Origin of the sequence: Micromonospora sp. NPDC047074, from assembly GCF_040643815.1 — a bacterium.
Taxonomy (GTDB): domain Bacteria; phylum Actinomycetota; class Actinomycetes; order Mycobacteriales; family Micromonosporaceae; genus Micromonospora.
Genome location: NZ_JBEYVB010000004.1, coordinates 305,601 through 327,800, shown reverse-complemented (window position 1 = coordinate 327,800; position 22,200 = coordinate 305,601). Strand labels below are relative to the sequence as shown.

Annotated in this window: 12 protein-coding genes; 6 read left to right on the top strand and 6 right to left on the bottom strand. The window is 72.2% G+C overall.

Features of this window, described 5'->3' with window-relative positions; genetic code table 11:
- Window positions 1–123: 123 nt before the first annotated feature.
- Entirely contained in the window at window positions 124–1,356 is a 1,233-nt protein-coding gene (locus ABZ809_RS09930) for a serine protease (protein WP_357562085.1), read from the bottom strand.
- A gap of 152 nt (window positions 1,357–1,508) precedes the next feature.
- Between ABZ809_RS09930 and ABZ809_RS09925 the strand changes: the two genes are divergently transcribed.
- From ABZ809_RS09925 to ABZ809_RS09910, 4 genes are all read left to right on the top strand, one after another.
- Complete coding sequence (locus tag ABZ809_RS09925; RefSeq protein WP_357562084.1) at window positions 1,509–3,680, top strand: glycogen debranching N-terminal domain-containing protein; 2,172 nt, start codon at window positions 1,509–1,511, stop codon at window positions 3,678–3,680.
- 902 nt (window positions 3,681–4,582) lie between these two features.
- Entirely contained in the window at window positions 4,583–5,533 is a 951-nt protein-coding gene (locus ABZ809_RS09920) for an N-acetylmuramoyl-L-alanine amidase (protein ID WP_357562093.1), read from the top strand.
- Window positions 5,534–5,665: 132 nt separating this feature from the next.
- Window positions 5,666–7,054: an MFS transporter gene (locus ABZ809_RS09915; protein ID WP_357562083.1), complete on the top strand. Its 1,389-nt coding sequence runs from the start codon at window positions 5,666–5,668 to the stop codon at window positions 7,052–7,054.
- Window positions 7,051–8,895, top strand: a complete 1,845-nt coding sequence (locus ABZ809_RS09910; protein WP_357562082.1) for a sugar-binding domain-containing protein — start codon at window positions 7,051–7,053, stop codon at window positions 8,893–8,895. Before ABZ809_RS09915 ends, ABZ809_RS09910 begins: the two co-directional genes overlap by 4 nt.
- A 70-nt stretch (window positions 8,896–8,965) precedes the next feature.
- On the opposite strand, the gene ABZ809_RS09905 is transcribed toward ABZ809_RS09910, so the two are convergent.
- Together ABZ809_RS09905 and ABZ809_RS09900 are read right to left on the bottom strand one after the other, a co-directional pair.
- On the bottom strand, window positions 8,966–10,015 hold the full coding sequence (locus ABZ809_RS09905) for a hypothetical protein (protein ID WP_357562081.1): 1,050 nt from the start codon (window positions 10,013–10,015) through the stop codon (window positions 8,966–8,968).
- A gap of 597 nt (window positions 10,016–10,612) precedes the next feature.
- Window positions 10,613–12,670 carry a cellulase family glycosylhydrolase gene (locus tag ABZ809_RS09900; protein WP_357562080.1) on the bottom strand — a complete coding sequence of 686 codons (2,058 nt, stop codon included), beginning with the start codon at window positions 12,668–12,670 and terminating at the stop codon, window positions 10,613–10,615.
- 369 nt (window positions 12,671–13,039) lie between these two features.
- Here ABZ809_RS09900 and ABZ809_RS09895 point away from each other — a divergent pair, with 369 nt between their 5' ends.
- Window positions 13,040–14,620: a glycoside hydrolase family 43 protein gene (locus tag ABZ809_RS09895; RefSeq protein WP_357562079.1), complete on the top strand. Its 1,581-nt coding sequence runs from the start codon at window positions 13,040–13,042 to the stop codon at window positions 14,618–14,620.
- A 33-nt stretch (window positions 14,621–14,653) separates the two neighbouring features.
- A complete protein-coding gene (locus ABZ809_RS09890) occupies window positions 14,654–15,712 on the top strand; it encodes a LacI family DNA-binding transcriptional regulator (RefSeq protein WP_357562078.1) in 1,059 nt (352 codons plus the stop codon).
- Window positions 15,713–15,772: 60 nt separating this feature from the next.
- On the opposite strand, the gene ABZ809_RS09885 is transcribed toward ABZ809_RS09890, so the two are convergent.
- From ABZ809_RS09885 to ABZ809_RS09875, 3 genes are all read right to left on the bottom strand, one after another.
- Window positions 15,773–18,712 (bottom strand): AAA family ATPase, encoded by a 2,940-nt coding sequence (locus tag ABZ809_RS09885; protein ID WP_357562077.1) that lies wholly within the window; start codon window positions 18,710–18,712, stop codon window positions 15,773–15,775.
- Window positions 18,713–18,808: 96 nt separating this feature from the next.
- Window positions 18,809–19,018, bottom strand: coding sequence for a hypothetical protein (locus ABZ809_RS09880; protein WP_357562076.1), 210 nt, complete (start codon window positions 19,016–19,018; stop codon window positions 18,809–18,811).
- A 10-nt stretch (window positions 19,019–19,028) separates the two neighbouring features.
- Complete coding sequence (locus ABZ809_RS09875; RefSeq protein ID WP_357562075.1) at window positions 19,029–22,187, bottom strand: type 2 lanthipeptide synthetase LanM family protein; 3,159 nt, start codon at window positions 22,185–22,187, stop codon at window positions 19,029–19,031.
- Window positions 22,188–22,200 lie beyond the last annotated feature (13 nt).

Here is a 22,200-nt window from a genome sequence, read left to right as displayed (position 1 = left end):
GGCTCCCCCCCCCCGGGCCCCCCCCCCCGCCCCGCAAACAACCATCCGGGGGGGGGGCGCCCCCCCGCGGCCGCGCGGGGGGGCGCGCCCCCCCCCCCCGCGGCCGTGGTCGTCAGGAGGTCGTCAGCTGTTGACGATCAGGCTGGCGATCTCGTTGTAGATCAGGTGCGCCTTCGCGCCCTGGTTCGACGGGCAACCGCCGAGGTGGTGCAGGGCGACCACCCGGTGGCTGGCGTTCAGCACCGGCGAGCCCGAGTTGCCGCCCGAGGTGTCGCAGCTGTAGCTGATGTTCCAGGTGTTGTAGTTGGCGTTCCGCACGCTGCACAGCGTGCCGCCCTGGGTGTCCTCGTAGATCGACAGCCGCTTCGGGCTGCCGTCGCCGTGCCCGGGGATGTAGATCCGGGTGCCGGTGGTGGTCGCGGTCGTCGCCAGGAACAGCGTGCCGAACCCCTGGATGGTGGCGAAGTTGTTCACCGAGTACAGGGCGTAGTCCAGCTCGCCGGAGCCGCCGGTGCTCACCCGGTAGAGGGTGGCGCCGCTCACCTTGGTGCCGGGGCCGGGGTTCGCGCCGCCGCAGGTGGCGCACTGGTAGTTGAACTGCATCTCGCTGCCGCTGACGGCGGCCTGCGTGGAGAAGCAGTGCTTGTTCGTCAGCATGCGGTTGGTGCTGCCGACCCGCCAGGTGGTGCACAGGCCGCCGCCGCTGATCAGCAGCCGCGCCACCGCACCGCCGCGGGCGTACTCGTTCGGGTGGCTGCTCTGGTAGCAGACCGCGTCGCGGCGGGCGTCGGTGCTGCACACGGACTGCGTGGAGAAGTTGTGCTGCGCGATCTCGTCACGGTCGTAGCCCCGCCAGAACCGGTCGATGGTCACGACCTCGCCGCGGGAGGGGCGGTTGCTGTGCAGCGTCACCACCGCGGTGTCACCCTCCACCGACATGGCCCAGAAGCCCGGCTGCCCGTCGGTGGTGTAGTCGGAGCCGGTCGCCCGGTTCAGGTTACGGTCGTACCGGTAGCTCTCCCGGCCGTCGGGGCTGGACACGGTGACGTATTCGCCGTGGGCCAGCCGCAGCGCGCTGAAGTGCACCTTGACGTACGTCGCGCCGGGGTGCCGGATGACCTGCGTCCGCGCGTCCGCGGCCTGGGACAGCGCGCCGTCGAGGGTACGGAGTTCACCGACCGTGGTGACACCCTCCGCCGAGAACTGATCCGATTCGGGTGCCCGCTCGGAGACCGGCGCGAGAGGTCGAACCGAATACGCCTCGGCGGCGGCGGTTGTCGGCAGCAGGCTCAGCCCGAGCGTGCAGGCGCTGAGCGCGACCGCCACCGTTCGTAGGCGGCGCAGGGCAAGTTTCATCGTCGCTCCTCCCGAGGAACCAGCACCGAGACGTGCCTGCAGCCTTCATACCGGCAACGACGCGATACATGCAAGTCTATCGATGCAAGGGATCCCGAATCACCCCAAGCGGGTGAGGTCGATCGGGCCGGTCCTGCCCTACCGTCCGTGACATGGCGGTGTTCCGACCGACTCCGGTCAGCCCCTTTCCCGAAACCGGTGGCGACGGCAGTCAACAGGGCGAGGCCCGGGCGTTGCCACCGGAGCTGGGACCCGACGCGATCGCCGTGGTCAGCGGCGCGACGTTCATGTACTCCGACCCGGCCGGGGACGTGCCCGCCGGCACGGTCGGTGGCCTCGTGCACCGGGACACCCGGCTGCTCAGCCGCTGGGAGCTGACGCTCGACGGCCGCAGCCCGCTGGTGCTGCGTTCGACGTCGCTGGAGCACTATCTCGCCCAGTTCGTGCTCACGAACGCCCCGCAGGACGGCCTGCCGGCAAACGCACTGGGAATCCGCCGGCTCCGCGCCATCGGGGACGCCCTGCACGAACGCGTCGAGGTCCAGTCGTACCTCCCGCACCACTGCCAATTCGAGCTACGGCTCGCGGTGGGCGCCGACTTCGCCGACCTGTTCGAGGTGAAGTCACAGGTCTTCGACCGGCAGCAATGGATCACCAGGCAGTCCGTCCAGGACGGGCGACAGTGGTCTGTGCGGTACGAACACGACGAATTCCGGGCAGAAAGCCGGTTGATCGCCAATCCGCCCGCAGACCGGGTCGAAGGCGACGAACTCGTCTGGCACGTCGACATCGACCCGTTGCAGGAGTGGCGGGTCGACCTGCGGCTCGCCCTGGAACCGGACGACATCAGCCAGCCGGTCCTCGGTGACATCGGTGAGGTCTTCCATCGCAGGGCCCCGGACCCCTCCCGGGAATGGCTCGCCAGCGGCGCCACGCTGCGCAGCGACAACCAGGCGCTGACCCGCACCATCAGGCGGACGGCCGAGGATCTCGCCGCCCTGCGCCTGGAGCTGGACGTCAACGGTGAGCGCGTCATCCTCCCGGCCGCCGGCATGCCGTGGTTCCTCACCCTGTTCGGGCGGGACACCCTGATCACCGCCTACCAGGCGATCGCGGGCGCTCCCCGGCTGGCCAAGGGCGCCCTGCTCGCCCTGGCCCGGCTCCAGGGGCGTCGATACGACGACTTCAGCGACGAGGAGCCCGGCAAGATCCTGCACGAGGTACGCAAGGGCGAGCTGACCCAGCAGGGCGCCCGCCCGTACCGCCCCTACTACGGCACCGCCGACGCCACCCAGCTCTGGCTCATCCTGCTGTCGGAGTACTGGCGCTGGACCGGCGACGACGAGCTGGTGCGAACGTTACGACCGCACGTGTCGGCCGCGCTGGACTGGATCGACCACCACGGCGACCGCGACGGCGACGGCTACGTCGAGTACGCCACCCGGTCCCCGCAGGGGCTGGGCAACCAGTGCTGGCGTGACTCCCCCGACGGCGTCCGGTTCGCCGACGGACGGATCCCGGTCCTGCCCATCGCCACCTGCGAGCTGCAGGGGTACACCTACGACGCCAAGCTCCGCCTCGCCGAACTCGCCGACGGGCCGCTCGCCGACCCCGCGCTGGCCACCCGACTCCGCCATCAGGCCCACGCGCTGTTCGACCGGTTCAACGCCGACTTCTGGATCGACGCCCGGGGCGGCTACTACGCCGTGGGCCTCGACGGCGACAAGAACCGGATCGACTCGATGACCTCCAACCTCGGGCACCTGCTGTGGAGCGGCATCGTGCCACCGCAGCGGGCGGTCGACCTCGCGCGGCAGCTCCTCACCCCGGAGATGTTCACCGGCTGGGGCGTCCGCACCCTGTCCCGTGCCGATGCCGCCTACAACCCCCTCGGCTACCACCTCGGCACCGTGTGGCCCCACGACAACGCGCTCGCCGTCCTCGGCCTCTCCCGCTACGGTCACCGCGCCGAGGCCAACCGGATCGCCCTCGCCATGCTCGATGCCGCCGTCCAGTTCGACCACCGCCTGCCCGAAGCCCTCAGCGGCCTGTTCCGCGACCGCACCCGCGTCGCGGTCCCCTATCCCACCGCGTGCAGCCCGCAGGCCTGGGCCGCGGCGGCCCCCGTCAGCCTGGTCCGCGCCATGCTGGGGCTCGACGTCGTCGACGGTGGCCTCGTCGTCGACCCCGCCATCCCGCCGGAGATCGGGCGCATCGTCATGGACGGGTTCCCCGCCTGCGGCCGGCGTTGGCGGATCGACGCCGCCGGCACCTCGGGACGCGTGGAGGCGCTCGACGGGTGGCCGGGCCAGGCCCGCGGGTAGCCTTCGCCGAGTCCAGTCGGCAGGCTGCCACGGCCGGCTCGACGGGATCCTTGCGACAACCATGAAGCCCCTGCTCGGGCCCGACTGCCCGACATCCGGTCCACAGTAGGTCGATCAGGCTCCTGAACGGACGACCGCGTCCCGGGCGGCACGCGCCGCGCCACGACGCCGCCGGTTGAAGGAATTTTTCGCTACCCCTAAGTAGGATGGAAGCTCTCGACATAGACAGACATCGCGCTATATGGTACGGCGAGCCGGGCGACATGATCACAGTCGCCCTTCGCAGTCGACGAGGAGTGACGGTGACTGTTCGGAAACCCTCGCGTCGGGTGGGCCAACTGCTCAGCGGCGCAATGATCCTGGCGATCGGCCTGACCGGCCAGCCGGCCCACGCCGCGCCGCAGCACGACGCGGAGACGCTCGCCGCCGCCTTCGACCGGGCGTCCGCTCGCACCGACGTGCCCCGCGACCTGCTCGCCGCGCTCGGTTACGCGGAGACCAGGCTGGACGGTCACCACGGCGAGCCCAGCGCCTCCGGCGGGTACGGCGTGATGCACCTGACCAGCAACCCGAAGGTGCGCACCCTCGACGAGGCCGTGCACCGCACCCGACTGGACCGTACCGAGCTGCGCAGCCGCGACGCGGCGAACGTCGCCGGCGCGGCGGCGGTGCTCCGCACGTACGCCGACCAGGCCGGGCTCACCTCGGCGCAGCGCGACGACGTCAACCAGTGGTACGGCGTGATCGCCCGCTACGGCGGCTCGTCGGACAAGGCCACGGCCCGGCTCTACGCCGACGCCGTGTACGACCTGCTCGCCAGCGGCTTCAGCGCGACCACGGCCACCGGCCAGGTCACCGTGGCCGGCCGTTCGGTCGCGCCCCAGCGGGGCGACCTCGCCGACGTGGCCCCGCTCGGCACCGCCGACATCGGCATCCAGAGCACCGACTACGGCCCGGCGGCCTGGGTGCCGGCGAACTCGTCCAACTACACGGTGTCCAGCCGCGAGTCGGCGTACCCGATCAACTACATCGTCATCCACACCATGCAGGGCACCTACGCCGGCTCGATCAGCTGGTTCCAGAACGCCGCCGCCGGCACCAGCGCCCACTACCTGCTCCGTTCCTCGGACGGCGCGGTGACCCAGATGGTGCGGGACAAGGACATCGCCTGGCACGCCGGCAACTGGACGTACAACACCCAGTCGATCGGCCTGGAGCACGAGGGCTACGTCAACAACGCCTCGTGGTACACCGACGCGATGTACCGGTCGTCGGCCGCGCTGGTGCGGTTCCTCTGCGACAAGTACGGCATCCCGAAGACCCGGAACAACATCATCGGGCACAACCAGGTGCCGGGCGCCACGCACACCGACCCGGGTCCGAACTGGAACTGGACCTACTACATGCAGCTCATCACCGGCACGACCACGCCGCCGCCCACCTCCTGGTCGACCATCGTGGACAACACCACCGCCGGCCGGTTCACCGCGAGCGCGAACTGGAGCACCTCGACGTACTCGTCGCAGCGCTACGGCGCCGACTACCGGTACGCCAACCCGGTCGCGGCCAGCGACGCCGCCTGGTACAAGGTCAACATCCCGGCCACCGCCACCTACCGGGTGGAGGTCTGGTACCCGGGGGTCGCCGGCTACAACACCACCACGCCGTACGTCGTGGTGACCAGCAGCGGCAACGTGACGGTCAACGTGAACCAGTCGGCCAACGGTGGTGGCTGGCGCTCGCTGGGCACCTTCACCCTGGCCGCCGGAGACGCCAACAAGGTGGGCGTCAGCCGGTGGTCCGGCAGCACCGGCTACGTGATCGCCGACGCCATCCGCATCACCCGCGTGTAGCGCCGCACCCCCGGCACCACCGTGTGTAAGGAAGGGCCCCCTGCTATCGCATTTTGTATAGCAGGGGGCCCTTCCTTACCGGGGGTCGGGACCCGGCGACCAGGACGCCCCCCGTTTTCGCAGGTGGTGGGGATGGTTCATCATGTGCTGGCCGCCGAGGAGGTCGCCATGCCCGTCCCGCATCCCGCCCCGCCGAGCGTCGGCGTCCGCGGCACCACCGGCCCGCCCGCCGCCGACCCCGCCCGGCTGCGGCCACGGGTCTGGGTCGCGGTGGTGCTGCTCGGCCTGGTAGGTCAGCTGGCCTGGACGGTCGAGAACATCTACCTGAACCTCTTCGTCTACGACACGGTCACCGACGACCCGACCGTGATCGCCACGATGGTCGCCGCCAGCGCCGCCACCGCGACGCTCGCCACCCTGCTGCTCGGCGCGCTCTCCGACCGCACCGGGCGGCGTCGGGTGTTCGTGGCGGGCGGCTATCTGCTCTGGGGCGTCTGCACCGCCGCGTTCGGCTTCCTCACCGTGGACGCGATGGACGGCGTCGCGGCGGTGGCGAACGTCGTCCTGCTCACCGCGCTCGCGGTGATCCTGCTGGACTGCCTGATGTCGTTTCTCGGCTCGGGCGCCAACGACGCGGCGTTCCAGGCGTGGGTGACCGACGTGACCCGGCCGGCCAACCGTGGCCGGGTCGAGGCGGTGCTGGCGATCATGCCGCTGCTCGCCATGCTGGTGATCTTCGGCGGCTTCGACGGGCTGGCCCGCGCCGGTGACTGGCGGGCCTTCTTCCTGATCATCGGGGCGGTGATGGCCGGGGCCGGCGTCGCCGCCTGGTTCCTGGTCGAGGACAGCCCCACCCTGGTACGCAACGACGCGGGCTACCTGCGCTCGGTGGTCCACGGCCTGCGGCCCTCCGTGATGCGCGCCAACCCCGGCCTCTACCTGGCCCTGACCGCCTGGTCGATCTGGGGCGTCTCGACGCAGGTCTTCCTGCCGTACCTGGTCATCTACCTGCAGCGTTACCTGAAGGTCGAGGGGTACGCCGTGGTGCTCGCGGCCGTGCTGGTGACCGCGTCGGTGGTCAGCGTGCTGGCGGGCCGGGTGATCGACCGGGTCGGCAAGGTCCGGTTCGTGCTGCCGGCCGCGGCCGTCTACGGCACCGGCCTGCTGTTGATGTTCCTGGCCCGCGGCACGCTGCCGGTGATCGGCGCCGGGATCGTGATGATGTCCGGTTTCATGCTGGTGCTGGCACCGCTGGGCGCGCTGGTGCGGGACTACTCGCCGCCGGAGCGGGCAGGTCACGTGCAGGGGCTCCGGATGGTCTTCGCCATCCTGGTCCCGATGCTGGTCGGCCCGTACCTGGGGGCGGCGGTGATCAGCAACGCCGACGAGACGTACCAGGACCTGGGGGTGGCCAGGCAGGTGCCGACGCCGGGCATCTTCCTGATGGCGCTGGCCGTGCTGGCGCTCATCGTCGTGCCGGTGCTGGCGCTGCGCCGCCGGGACAGGCGGGCCGACGCGTGACGCTGACGACCGAGTGGGGCGAGACGATCGACCCCGAGCGGGTGCTGCCGGAGTACCCGCGCCCGCAGTTGGTCCGCGACAGCTACCTGAACCTCAACGGCCGGTGGGCGTACGCCATCACCGACGACGCCCGGGAGCCGGCGCGCTACGACGGCGAGATCCTCGTGCCGTTCTCGCCGGAGGCGCCGCTGTCCGGGGTGGGTCGGCAGCTGCTGCCCGGCCAGACCCTCTGGTACCGCCGCACGGTGCGGCTGCCAGACGGCTTCCACCGGCCCGGTCACCGGGTCCTGCTGCACTTCGGCGCGGTGGATCAGACCTGCTCCGTCCTGCTCAACGGGACGCCCGTGGGCGGGCGCACCGGCGGCTACCTGCCGGTGCGCTGCGACGTCACCGACGCGCTGCGCGACGGCGAGAACGTACTGGTCGTCGCGGTGCGCGACGACAGCGACACGAGCCACCACGCGCGCGGCAAGCAGAAGCTGCGCCGGGGCGGCATCTGGTACACCGCCCAGTCCGGGATCTGGCAGACCGTCTGGGCCGAGTCCGTTCCCGCGGCCCACGTCGAGCGGCTCACCCTCACGCCCCACCTGGCGCAGGGCTGTGTCGAGGTGACCGTGCACGTCGGCGCGACCGCGGGCGACGCGGAGATCCGGATCCTGGCCGGCGACGTCGTGGTCGCCGAGGCGCGCGCCGCCGCCGGCACCGCCGTGCGCCTGCCGCTGCCCGGGGTACGCCCCTGGACCCCCGAGGACCCGTTCCTGTACGACGTGACCGTCGACTACGGCGACGACCGCGTACGCGGCTACGTGGGGATGCGTTCGTTCGGTGTCGGGCCGGACGCGAACGGGGTGCCCCGGCTGCTGCTCAACGGGCAGCCGTACTTCCACGCCGGGGTGCTCGACCAGGGCTACTGGCCGGACGGCCTCTACACCGCGCCGTCGGACGCGGCGATGGTCGCCGACATCGCCGCGATGAAGCGGCTCAACTTCACCATGCTGCGCAAACACATCAAGATCGAGCCGCTGCGCTGGTACCACCACTGTGACCGGCTCGGCGTGCTGGTCTGGCAGGACATGGTCAACGGCGGCGACGCGTACCGCTCGCTGGTGATCACCGCGCCGGTGCTGACGCCGCTGCGGCTGCCCGACCGGGGCCGGTGGCGGCGCTGGTTCGGCCGGGCCGACGCGGCCGGGCGGGACGAGTTCCGCGCCGAGGTGCGCGAGACCGTCGAGCACCTGCGCAACGTGGTGAGCATCGCCGTCTGGGTGCCGTTCAACGAGGGCTGGGGGCAGTTCGACGCCGCCGAGGTCGCCCGGGAGGTGGCCGCCCTCGACCCGACCCGTACCGTCGACCACGCCAGCGGCTGGCACGACCAGGGCGGCGGCGACCTGCGCAGCCTGCACGTCTACTTCCGCCGCTTCCGGGTGCCGCGTCGTCGGCCAGGCGGCGACGCCGCGCCGGGCGGGCGCGCGGTCCGCGGCGGCGCCGGTTCGGGCCACGACCGGGCCCTGGTGCTGTCCGAGTACGGCGGCTACACCCTGCGCGTCGACGGGCACAGCTTCGGGCCGGCCGAGTTCGGGTACAAGCGCTGCCGCACCGGCGCCGAGTTGGCCGAGGCATTCGCCCGGCTGCACGACGAGCAGATCGTGCCCGCGATCCCGGCCGGTCTCGCGGCCACCGTCTACACCCAGTTGTCCGACGTGGAGGACGAGCTGAACGGCCTGCTCAGCTACGACCGGCGGGTGCTCAAGCTGCCCGAGGACGTAATCCGGCAGGTCAACGACCGGCTACGGCACGTCGGCGGGGGCGTCCGGCGGGATCCGGGGCCGGCCCCGGGCTGAGTCGGCGGCCGGCGCACCCGGGCAGAGCCCCGGCCACAGGCCGGGGCTCTGCTTGTCGGTCCTCTGTCGTTTACGCCGGGGAGAGACCCTCCGCGAAGTCGTAGAGGCTCTTGATGTCATCGTCGAAGTACGGGCCGTCGAATTCGCCGTTGCCCGGGTTGTCGCCGTGGCTCACGACACTGTTGATGAATCCGAGGCCATTCTGGTCGTTGTAATCCTGCAGCCAGGGTCCGCCGCTGGACCCGTAGGTCATGTTGCAGTACATCCGGATCTGCTGGCCGCCGGCGTGCCAGGTGCCGCTCTGGCAGTAGTACTGGCTCTCGCCGCCGCCGAGGTTGGACGGGTAGCCGAGGGCGGTGATCAGGGGCACGTTGTAGCCCCAGTTCCAGCGCATTCCGTGGCCGCCGACCGTCTCGACGACCTTCAGGCCCCAGTTACCGCCGTTGTGCATGATGGCGATGGCCATGTCCTCGTCGAAGCTGCTGCTGTTGATCCACGCGGTGCGGGCCGTGAGCGAATAGGCCACGAACGTGCCGAACGGGCGCGCCCCGTCGCGGTAGCGCGGCACGAACTGCCAGTTGCTGTACCACTGGCCGCCGGCGCCCTGGTGCACGCAGTGCCCGGCGGTCATGACCAGTCGCGCCTTGCCGCTGGCGACCGCGCTCGCGGAGCACGAGGCGCCGCCGCCCCCGGGGGTGGTGAAGTAGACCTTACCGACGACTGCCGACTCGTTGAGCAGGGTGCCGACGTCGCCGTCGCTGGCGACGCTCGGCAGCACCGGCGCGACCGAGCCCGCCGGCCCGTTCGGCTTCGCCGCCCGGCTCGACGCCTCGGCGGCGCCTGCGGGCTTCGCGAGGTCGAGGTCGACGGCGTTCGCCATCCGTTCCGGCGTCCAGTACGCCTCGACCTCTCGCGCGATCTTCTCGTTGGTGATCGCACGACCGTCACTGGTGCGGGCGACGGTGGTGGTGTTGCCGTTCTTCTCGCTTGTCGTCGGCTTCGCCTGGGCGACCGCAGGAGCGGTGACGACCAGCGCGAGCGCCAGGCTGGCCGCGGCGGGCCAACGTAGAGCTGATCTCAAGAGTTTCCCCCTTGTCGTGGGTGCCTCCATTCGGGCCACCGAAACCTATCGATCGATTTACTTTGATCGCAACGTAATGGAATGGCAGGTATTTGACATTGACTCGCCGGGGAGCGAGAAATATCGACAGCACGACAGGTCCAGCGAACCCCGGTCTTGACCATGCGAATTCCACCACCGCAATTCCGCGCTCTCGACTTGAGGGGCCTGCTTTTGTCCACGAATGGGAATTGCAATTCCGGCGGCCAGGGCGTCTTCGGGCGAGGCCGCCAGAACACGGCACGGGCCGGCCGACTCCCGGCGGGTCAGGCCGACCAGCGCCGCCGGGCGCGCCCCGCCGGCCGGGCGCCACCCACCTCCGGGCGACCTCGGCGATCACCGTACGCGCCAGCGGCCGGCACCAGACCTCGGCCGACGCAGGCGGGGCGGGTGACGACAGTCGTCGTCACCCGCCCCGGACCATGCCTTCCGTGACTACCGCTGCCAGTTGTCCGGGTCGGCCGCACCGGCTTCGTCGGGCTGCCGTCGCCCGGGTTGGCGCCGACCGAACGGGCCACCGCGGCCCGCGCCGCCTGCCGCTATCCCGGCGGATGAGCGGCGGCGCCGCGGCGTGCCCGGCCGCGGCGCCGCCGGACGTCAGGTGGTGCTGCCGGTCACCGTACCGCCGGTCCTGGTGATGCGGTACGTGGTCCGCGCGCCGCTCCAGAAGTGGAACGTGAGGGTGACGGTGCCGTCGTCGACCTCGGCGAAGAACTCGGGCTTGAGCAGGATCGTCGAAGCGGCGTAGTCGGGCTGGAAGTGCTGCCAGAACTCCTTGTACGGGGTCCAGTCCGCCGGCCCGGCGGGACTGCCGTCGGCGTACTTCGCCTCCATGGTGGCCAGTTGGTCACCGCGGAACTGGGTCGGGACGGCGAACGACTGCGTCGTCCCCGTCGCGGCGGCCTGGGTCGGCGGGTCGGAGGTGATGACGTCGATCCGCCATGGCACGCCCGCCGAGAAGCGTGCCTCGATGCTGGCGTTCACGCCGTACGCCCGGTTGCCGGCCAGTCGGGTGAGCGCGGCCGGGGTGAGCGTGAGCGTGTTGCCGGAGACGGTGTAGTCGGCACCGTTCGCCAGCGCCGTGCTCCCCTGCCACAGCCCCTGGAAGGTCAGGCCGTTGAGGTTCAGCGTCAGCGACTTCGCCGGGATCGCACCGCTGCGCGGCACGTACACCTGGTCCGAGGAGGCGGTGCCGGAGCGGGTCGTCCAGCTGGCCTTGAACATCTCGTAGACGCCCTGGTCACGCCACTGCAGCGTGGTGCGGTTCAGGAACTGTCCCGCGTCCCACAGCATCGTGGTCAGCTTCCGGACGCGGGCGTGGTAACCGACGGCCTCCAGGAACTTGAGGAACTCGCCACGCTCGATGACGCCCGGCCGGTTGTGGTCCCAGTTCAGCAGGGCCCACTCGCCGATGATGACGGGGATGCCGCGGGCGACGAAGGTGTCGTGGACACGGTCGAAGGTGCCGATCAGGTCCTGCTCCACCGTGGCGTCGTAGCGGGTGCCGCCGGCGATGTTGACGCTGAACGGCCAGTAGCCGTAGAAGTGCACGGTGGCGGCCAGGTTGGGGTCGTCGAGCGCGTCGAACTCGGCGGTCAGCGCGTCGAGCCGCCCCTGGTCGGCGTTGGTGTGCAGGGTCGGCAGCACCAGCAGCCGGGTCGCGTTGCCGCCGCCGCTGTCGCGGACCAGGTCGACGAAGGCGGCGTTGAGCTCGGCGAGCACCTGGTAGTTCTGTTCGTCGCCGGTGGTGCCGGCGAACTGCGGCTCGTTGATGCTCTCGAAGACGAGCCTCTGCGAGTCGTCGCGGAACTCGTCGGCGAGCTGGCTCCACAGCGCGGTGTACCGGGCCATGACGGTCGTGCGGTCGGACGGGTACGTGTTGATCCACTGCCACGAGTCGTGGTGCAGGTTGACCATCACGTAGAGGTCCTCGGCGAGCGACCAGTCGACGATCTGCCGCACCCGGGCCAGCCAGGCCGCGTCGATGGTGTAGTCCGGGGCGGGGCCGTGGTGGTTGCTCCAGGTGATCGGGAGCCGGATGCTCTTGTAGCCCTGGGAGCGCACGTGGCGCAGCAGCGCCTGGGTGGTGAGCGGGTTTCCCCAGGACGTCTCGTCGGGGATGGCGTCGAGGGTGTTGCCCAGGTTCCAGCCGGGCTCCATCGCGGCCACGGTGGCCATCGGGTCGGCCGGCCGGGGCGAGGTGGACGGTGAGACGGTCGGGCTCGTCGACGGGCCCGTCGTGCCGGTGCAGGCGACCCCGTTGAGCGTGAACGCGGACGGCGCCGTGTTGCTGCCGGACCAGGAGCCGTTGAAGCCGAAGGACACCGTGGCGTTCGTGCCGATCGCCGCGTTGTAGCTCGCGTTGGTCGCGGTGACCTGGCTGCCGGAGGCGGTCACGGTCGCGTTCCAGGCCTGGGTCACCTGCTGCCCGGACGGGAACGCCCAGGCCAGGCGCCAGCCGTTGACCGGGTCACCGAGATTTGTCACCCGGACGTCGGCGGTGAAGCCGCCGGGCCACTGTGCCGTCGTCGCGTAGGCGACCGTGCAGCCGGCCGCGGCCTGGGCGGTGGTGGCCACGATCATGCCGGTGGTCAGCAGCGCGGCGACGCCCAGGGCGACGACCCCGGCGCGCAGGCGTGTTCTTCGCAGTCTCATGAGCCGGTCCCTGAGGTCGTGGTGGTGGGGACGGCCGCCGGTCGCCGTGGCGACGCGCATGGGGATGAGGGCATGGATTCTCCAGCGCTCGAAGGAGGAATGATCTGCGCGCCGGCCGGCCGTACCGGCCGCACGCAGGACGGATCTGACGCGGAGGTGCCCTTCCTCCGCGTGCGCTGCGCTGCTCCCGCCTTCCGCCGCCCGAGGCAGCGAAAGTTTCGCGCTGGACGGTACGCTTTTTCCTTGACGTACGTCAATGCCGCGCGCACGGTCGCCCGCGACGTTGACTTCACGGGCCCGCTTTTCTAGCCTTTCCGGGCAACTATCGCTGTCGATAGAGAAAATTTCTCTCAGCCCGTGGGGAGCCGTATGAGCATCGCGCAGCAGGAGACGGCCACCCACGAGCGTGCGGCCGGCCCGCCGCGCTGGGCCGACGGCACGTTCCGCAACCCGGTGATCCCCGGCATGCACCCGGACCCGAGCATCTGCCGCGTCGGCGAGGACTACTTCCTCGCCTGCTCCAGCTTCGAGTACTTCCCGGGCGTGCCGATCTTCCGCAGCCGCGACCTGGTGCACTGGGAGCAGATCGGCAACGCGCTGGACCGGCCGAGCCAGCTCTCCCTGCCACCGCAGATGCCCTCGTCCGGCGGCGTCTACGCACCCACGCTGCGCCACCACGACGGCCGGTTCTGGCTCATCGTCACCAACGTCGCGCCCGACGCCGGCACCATGGTGTTCACCGCCACGGACGCCGCCGGCCCGTGGTCGGAGCCGGTGCGGCTGCCCGACGTCCCCGGCATCGACCCGGACCTGGCCTGGGACGAGAACGGCGACTGCTGGTGCACCACGGCCGGCATCCACCAGGTGCGCATCGACCCGCACAGCGGCAGGACGCTCGGCCCGTCGCGCCGGACGTGGTCCGGCGCCCCCGGCGCGCAGGCCCCGGAGGCCCCGCACCTGTACCGGGTCGACGGCCTCTGGTACCTGCTGATCGCCGAGGGCGGCACCGAGCGGGGACACGCCGTGTCCATCGCCCGTGGTCCCGCGCCCGACGGGCCGTTCGAGCCGTGCCCGGCCAACCCGATCCTCACCCACCGCGGCACCCACCGGCCGATCCAGAACACCGGCCACGCCGACCTCGTCCAGGCGCCCGACGGCTCCTGGTGGATGGCACTGCTGGGCGTACGGCCGGGCGGCGGCACCCCGGGATGGCACGTCCTGGGCCGGGAGACGTACCTCGCGCCGGTCACCTGGGTCGACGGATGGCCGGTGGTCGGCGACGTCAGCCCGGTCATGCCCGCGCCACCGTGGCCGCCCCGGCCGGTGCCCGCGCCGCCCGTCCGCGACGACTTCGACGACGCCCGGCTGCATCCGCGCTGGGTGTCGGTCCGGTCCCGGCCCGCCGAGTGCTGGTCGACGGCGACCCGCCCGGGCTGGCTCACCCTCCACGCCCGCGGAGCCTCGCTCGACGAGCCGGACGTGACCTTCGTCGGCCGTCGCCAGCAGCACCTGTCCTGCCGGGTCCGGGCGCTGGTCGACCCGGCCGAGGGCGTGGGCGGGCTCGCCGTACGCCTGGACGAGCGGCACCACTACGACATCGAGGTCGGCGACGGCCAGGTGCGGGTCGTGGCCCGGCTGGGCTCGGTGCGCCCGACCGTCGCCACCCGCCCGGTGGCACCGGGCCCGGTGCAGCTCCGCGTCGACGTGGTCGCCTCCACGCCCGGCAGTTGGCACCCGTGCGAGGAGCCCGACGTGCTGCGGCTCGGCATCCAGCACACCGACGGCACCTTCGACCCGCTCGCCGAACTCGACGGCCGTTACCTGTCCACCGAGGTGGCCGGCGGATTCACCGGCCGGGTGATCGGCGTGTACGCCGCCTCCGGCACCGTCCACGTCGACTGGTTCGACTACGAACCGCTCGACGCCGCCGAGACTATCCTTGCGCCGTGACCCGGACCGGCCGGTGAGGAGAGGGGACCTGGTGTGTCGCACGCCGAGTCAGGGGAGGTGGTCGCCGGCCAGGACCACCGGCCGGACGATCCGTCCCGGCCCGTGACGATCTCCTACATCGCCCGGAGCGCCGGCGTGTCCGTCCCGACGGTGTCCAAGGTCATCAACGGCCGGTCCGGCGTGTCCGCCGACACCCGGGCGCGGGTCGAGGCCCTGATCAGCCGGTACGGATACCGCCGGTCGTCGCCGGTCACCCGCAGCAACATGATGGAGCTCGTCTTCGACGAGTTGCAGCACATGTGGGGCATCGAGATCATTCGCGGGGTCGAGCGGGTCGCGCGTGAACAGCGCGTCGGCGTCGTGCTGACCGAGTTCGGGCCGGAACGCAGCGCCATCCACTACTGGATCGACGACACCCTCGCCCGCCGTCCCGACTGCGTCATCACGGTGGCGCAGTTGACCGACGAGCAGCGCGGCCAGCTACGTGCCAGGGGCATCCCCTTCGTCGTGCTCGACCCCACCACCGAACTGCCCGACGACGTCCCCTTCGTCGGCGCCACCAACTGGGCCGGTGGCCGATCGGCCACCCGCCACCTCGTCCGGCTCGGCCACCGCCGCATCGCCGTCATCGCCGGGCCCGAGCACGTCCTGTGCAGCCGCGCCCGGCTCGACGGCCACCGTGCCGCCATGGACGCCGCCGGCCTCACCGTCGACCCGGGACTGATCAGCAACGCGCCGCTGACCACCGAGGCCGGCCACGAGGCCGCCCTGGCGCTGCTGAGCCGAGAACCACGGCCGACGGCCGTCGTCGCCGGCAACGACCTGCAGGCTGTCGGCGTCTACCGCGGCGCCCGCGACCTCGGCCTGCGCATCCCGTCGGACCTCAGCGTCGTCGGCTTCGACGACCTGCCCATCGCCGCCCTGATCGACCCGCCGCTGACCACCGTGCGCCAGCCGATCGCCGAGATGGCGGTGGCGGCCACCGAACTCGCGCTCGCCCTGGGCCGCGGAGAGCGGACGACCCAGGCCGGCATGGAGCTGGCTACGACACTCACCGTCCGCGGCAGCACCGCCCCACCCGCCGGCCCGTAGGACGTTGGCGACAGTCGCGCGGTTCCGGCACCCGCCGGGATCACGCGCCCCGTCCGTCGTTCACCGGAGGCTTCCGGCCCGGCTGTCGGGCCGCAGCAGCTCGTCCACGCTGTCGCGCAGCGCCCTCCGGTTCGCGTGCCCGGTCTTGAGCAGCAGGCTGGCGACGTGCTTCTCGACCGTACGCGGCGAGAGGTGCAGAAGCGCGGCCAGGTCCTGGTTGTCGTGACCCTTCCCGAGCAACACGAGCACCTCGTGTTCGCGAACGGTCACCCCGACGGCGCGCAGCCGGGCCGGGATCCGGTCGTGACCGGAGCGTCGCTGCCCGATCGACGCGCCGGCCTGACGGAGCAGGCCCCGGCACGCGCCGGCGATGGCCGGCGTGTCGCCGTTGTGGAAGTAGTCCTCCGCCGCCCGCAGCCAGGAGACGGGCTCGCCCCACCCGTCGGCGAGCGCGGCCTCGGCGACCAGCCGCAACCCCAGGTGGTAGGTCATGCGGTACGGCGCCGCGGCGTCCAGCGCCAACGCGACCTCCGCGGCGGCCCGTTCGCCCTGCCCCGCGCGCCCGTACACCACCGCCTTCGCCAGGTGCACGAACTGCCGGTTCCAGCGCAGGGTCGCCGCCGGAGCCAGCGCCACCGCCTCCACGCCTGTGCGGTCCAGGGACCCGGCCAGCGCGTCGAGGAGCGGCCGCAGGCCGAAGCGACCCGTCATGTAGTAGGTGTTCGGGTGGTCGTCCTCCCACGCCCGGGCCAGGTCGAGGGCCCGGATCGCCGCCGGCCGGTCCTCCTCGATGAGCGCGCAGACGGCTTCGCAGAAGCCGTAGGCGAGGGGGACGTGCCCGGACTCTCCCCCACCGGCCGCCCGGAACTCCTCCAGCCTGCGCTCCATCAGTCGCCGCTGCCCCCGGTGGGCGGCGGAGGCGGCGGCCGTGACGAGGACGAACTGCTGGTCGTCGATGTTGCGTAGCCGGGCGGTCGCGGCGGCGCACCGGGCGGCGAGCTCGTCACCAGTCTGGTAGTCGCCCTGCATCACGGCACGGATCGCGTACACGCCCTCGATGCTGTGCCCGATCATGATGGCGCCGGACAACTGCGCGGCCTGCTCCGCCTGGCGCAGCAGCGTCTGCTCACCGGTCCGCATGCTCTGGTTGACCCCGAGCCGGAACAGCGCGTTGATGCGCCACAGGGGCAGGCGGTGTTCCTCCGCCATCGTCAGCATCCTGGTCAGGTAGGACTCCGCCTCGTCGAAGCTCCGGCCCCGGGCGATCATCGCCAGGAGTTGCAGTGCCTGGCAGGCCGTCTCCGCCATCGGCACCTGTTCGGCCACCGCCAGGGCCTGGAGCACGAGCCGCTCGGCCTGCGCGGTCCGGCCGCAGCCGTCGCCATCGCCGAAGATCAGGTGTGCCTCGACCACGTCCACCTGGGCCGCCGGCCCCGGCGGTGGGTTGCTGCCGAGGATCGACCGGGCGATGCGTACCTGCGACGCCCCGTCGGACCACCGCCCGGTCATGACCGCGACCCAGGCGAGCCTGGTCCGCAGGCTGATGTGCTGCTCGACGCCGAGGGTCACGGCGTTCGCCCAGGTCGCGTCGTCGGCCAGGGCGAACGCCCGGTTCGCGTGGCCGGCCTCGGCCAGGGCGTTGAGCAGCGACTCGAGAATGCCGGCGCGGGCGTCGTGGTCGGGTGGGTCGGACATCAGCTGGTACGCGCGGTCGAGCAGGGTGACGGCCGACGTGGTCGCGCCGTCGCCGAGTGCCCGCCGGCCCGCCTCCGCGAACAACAGGCCCGCGGCGTGGTTGTCGCCGGCGGTCTGCCTGAGCTCGGCCGCGAGCTGGCACCAGTGTCCGGGCAGCCCGGCGTACGCCGACTCCAGCGCGTCGGCGGCGCGTTTCGCCAGCGCGGACCGTTCGGCCGGGGTGAGCGTGGTCAGGATCGCGTCCGCGGTCAACGCGTGGCGGAAGGAGTACCAGTCGGGTGTGGACCGGTCGGGCATGATGACCTCGACGTCCACCCCGGAGCGCAGGTGGCTCAGCATGGTCCGCTCTTCGAGACCACTCGCGGCGCGGACCGCGGCCACGGGGAACCGACGGCCCAGCACCGCGGCGGTGTGCAGCAGGGTTCGCGCCTCCGGATCGAGGCCGGCCAACCGGCGGGTCACGCTGAGCGTGACGGTGTTCGGCAACGCGATGCCCGGGTCGTCGGTGAACCGCCAGCCGTCGCTGTCGCGGACCAGTGCGCGCGCGCCGATCATGCTGTTGAGGAGTTCCTCGGCGACGAACGGGTTGCCCTCGCTGTCGCGCACCAGTCGGTCGGCCAGTTCGGCGGGCAGTGCCTCGGCGCCGAGGCAGGCGGAGGCGAGTTCGTGCACCTCCTGGTCGGACAGGGGGCGGAGTTCGACGACGGTCGCGGACCGGCGCGCGGCCGCGGCCCAGGCCAGGTCGGTCGCGGGACCGCTGCCGGGCCGCATCGTGGCCACCAGCAGGATGGGCAGGTCGGCGAGGTTGTCGACCAGATATTCCACGACCGCGTGGGTCTCGGCGTCGGCGTCGTGGATGTCCTCGAGGATGAGGACGCAGCCCCGGTTGCCGGCCACGGCGGTGACGAGCCGCAGTACGGCCTCGGCCAGTTCGACGATCGAGGCCACCCGTTCCGGCACCGCCGGGTCCCGCCACTCGGGAATGAGCCGGGCGAGGGCCGGCCGGTAGGGCGCCAGCTCCCTGTTCTCCGGCAGCCGGCCCGTACGCGAGAGCGAGAAGATCGCCTCGGTCAGCGGGCGGAACGGCACGATGGGGCCGGTGGAGCTGCTACGGCCCCGTAGCAGCTCCATCCCGGCCTCCGCCGCCGTGCGCGCACAGTTTTCCGCGAGCCGGGTCTTGCCGATTCCCGCCTCGCCGATCAGGAAGACCGTGCCGCCGGATGAGGCCCGTGTCGCCGTCAGTCGAGCGTCGACGACGCGGATTTCGGAGTCACGTCCGATCACCACCGGCGAGGAGAAACGCATGCCCCGCAGGCTAACGCGAGCGGCACCCGCATTGTGCCGTCGAACGCACGCACTGTCGATGAAGCGACACAGGATGGTGCCGCTCCCGGGCCGGGGTCACGCCGACGAGTGACCGCCGGTACCACCACCGGTGTCGATAAGGGCCGCGATGGCGGGCGCGGCCATCATCAGGCCGGTCAGGATGCCCGACCGCCGTCCGATGTGCCCCAGGAAGCTGAGCTTGATCTCGCCCGCCGGGTGGGTGTCGGCTGACTCGTGTTCCTCGACCGACCCCACCGGATGAGGAGCAGTCAAGTCGTCCCGCATATCTTCTCCTTCAGTTCTCGACACCGCGTACGGATGTCGTCGGCTCGGCATGCAGCAGCAGTGCCGAGGGCACATGGTCGGCGAAGCCGATACGGAGCAGTCCGTGGCCGATCCCGGCCAGGCCGTCCAGCAGGCCGGGGACGCTCACGCCGCCGGCGGCACCGCACCTCGGGCCGGCCTGGTCCAGCGCCGCCACCAGCTGCCCGGCCTGGTCGAAGCGAACGCTGACCGCGGCCTGGCGACCCCGCGCGGCGGCGATCGACAGCATTTCCTGCCTGCCCAGTTCCCCGTGGCAGAGGCTGTGGTCGCTGACCAGCCCGGACCTCGACACGGCGGTCGCCGCGCGGTCCACGAAGGCGGCCAGCGCGGGGTCCGCCAGCAGCCGACCCTGGTCGGCGATGGCGACCGCGATCCCGGGGATGCCGTGGCACCACGAGTGCGCCGACGGGTCCGGGACCGGGCCGGCGGCGGCACGGGCCAGCATCGCGGCGCCGGCCTCGGCGTGCCGCTCGTCGCCGCCCGACTGCGCGAACCGCAGCAGGGCCCAGCCGATCCCGGCCGTGCCGGTGGCGAAGCCGGGCTGCGCGGGCAGCGCGGGGGTGGCCGCCAGCAGCCGCTTGGCGCAGTCGTTGGCCGTCTCGGCCGCGAGCGGCAGGCCGGTCAGCTCGCTGACGGCGAGCATCGCGGCGAGGCAGCCGGCGAGCCCGTCGAGCACGCCCAGGTTGGTGTCCGTCGCGGCGGCGACCGCCGCGAGGCGTACCGCCCTCTCGACGGAGTCGCCGAGCACGTCGTCCTGGAGCAGGTCGGCGAGTCGAGCCGTCGCGTAGGCGATCCCGCCGAGGCCGGTGAACCCGCCGCTGCCGACCGTGTCGGCCAGGTGCGGCCGGGCCTCCAGCGCGGTGAGCAGCATGGGAAGTTGGCGCACCGCCCGGCCGGCGGCCTCGGCGTAGCGGTCGACGTCCGTGAGCCGGGCCAGTTCGGCCAGGAAGAGGGCGGCGCCCGGATATCCGCTGCCCAGCCCCGCGCCCAGCGGCAGGATCGTGCTGTGCCCGCCGTCCACCGGCTCGAGCCCGAGCCAGTTGGCGAACACGCCGTCGTCGTAGGCGTCCGCGATGATCTTGTCCGCGATGCCGCAGGCGACCGTGAGCAGCCGGGCCGGGTCCGGTGCCGTCGCCTCCCACCGGACGGACGCCGGCTCGGCACACTCGTGGCGTGCCCCGCCGTGCCGGCCGGCGAGCGCCGCCTGGACGATCCACTCCTGGTCGCGTTGGTCGACCGCCCCCATGCCGCCGATCTTGCGCAGGGCGGCTGTCAGCACCGGCTCGTCGAGCACGTCGACGAACGCGGCGCCGTCACCATCGGTCAGGTCGCGGCCGTCCGGGCGGCAGGTGAACAGGGGGACGTCACCGTCCCAGAGCTGTTCGATCTCGCGGGACACCAACCGGTTGCGCACCGGGTCGTCCACCGAGGCCGCCCAGAGCAGGTCGAAGATCTGGTCCCGGTCGAGCGCGTCGCGCAGCACGTCGGGATGGGTCGACTCGCTCAGCAGCACGGTGTAGGTCCGCGTCGACCGGATGATGACCCGCACCTCGTCGGCGACGAACCGCCGGAGCAGGCCGTCCGGGCCGGTCAGGTCGCCGGCCCGCCGGGCGATGACGCGGTACGCGGCACGGAAGCCGGCGAGCAGCTCGGCCGTGTACTCGGCGGCATCGGCCGGCACGCCGTCCAGCGTCGGGCGGTTCTCGGCGGGCCGCACGGGCGTGGAACGCCGTACCAGGTGCATGGTGTCGGTGCCGGCCGCGGCCCACTCGACGGTCTCCCGGAGCTGTTGTGCGCCGGGCTCGCCACCCAGGCCGGAGAGGTCCAGCAGGCCGTGCTCGCCGATGAGCGGCTGGGGCAGCAGGGCGGTGCGGTACACCGACGTCCGCAGCGCCCGGGCGGCGGGGTCGGGCGCGGCGGCCGGCACGGGAAGGTCGGGGTGCAGCAGCGTCTCGACATCGACGAGAACGGGTTGGTCGGCGCAGGCGATCACGTTCTCGTGGTGGATGTCCGTCATGCCCAGCAGGTACAGCAGCGCGAGCAGCACCCCCTGCCGGCGGTAGAACGCGCCCACCTGGTCGACGTCGGCGCAGGCGGCCCGGTCGACAACCTCGATCCAGCCGTAGCCCTCGCGGTCGAGCACGGTCAACGCGCGCAGCTCCAGCTCGGGCAGCAACCCGTTCAGCCAGTCCAGCACCTCGTTGAAGTGCACGTGGACAGCGACCGGGCGCGGCCGGTAGACCACCCGGGCGCCGGAGGCGAAGCGCACCATCGCCACCGCCCGCCCGTGCCCGTGGGAGTCCCCCGCCGTGTCGAAGCCAACCAGCGGCCCCGGGTCGCGGCCGTCGAACAGCTGGCGGAGGATCTCCGCCCGGTCCGCGACGAACCGGTCGAGCAGCTCGGCCGTCGCATCGACGGCGTGCCGACAGGCGGTCGCCAGCAGCCGCGCCAGCACGGGGTAGTCCATCAGCACCCGGGTCAGCCGCTCGCGCTGGACGAGGTCGGCGACGAAGGCGGCGAACCGGCGCTCGGGCGTGGCACCCACCAGCCGGCCCGCGGCGCGCGCGGCGTTGAGTTCCAGGACGAAGGTCCGCGACGCCAGCGCGACCAGCCTGCCGCGGAGCACGTCGGCGAACCCGGCGGACACCGCGGCTACGTCGACCGCCGTGGACATCCCGGCCGCCCGCACCCGCTGTCCCAGGTCGGCGCAGGCGGCCGTGACGAACGGCGCCAGCACGCTGGCGAACGCCTCGGACCACGGGGTACCGGCCGGCAGGTCAGGGGCTCCGTCGGGGGCGAGGCCGAGCGCCCGCTCGGTGAACCCGGCCCACGCGGGCGCGCCCGGCCCGTTCGCCAGCGTCGCCGGGGGCTGGTCGAGGAGGCCCAGGAACTGCCGCTCGGTGATCTTCAGGGCCGCCAGGCGCATCGCGAACTGACCCGTCGGACCCAGCTCGTACGCCGTGCGCCAGTCCTGTAGCCGCTGCACGGCCTGCAGGGACACGGGGTCGGTGGAGACGGGCCCGCCGTGGTCGGCTGCCCGTGCCCGTTCGGCGAGCGTGAGGCCGGGCGCCCACCAAGCGCTGCCCGCACCACTCACCGCTGCCGCATCCCGCGTCCCCGCCCTGTCCATGCCGATATCGTGC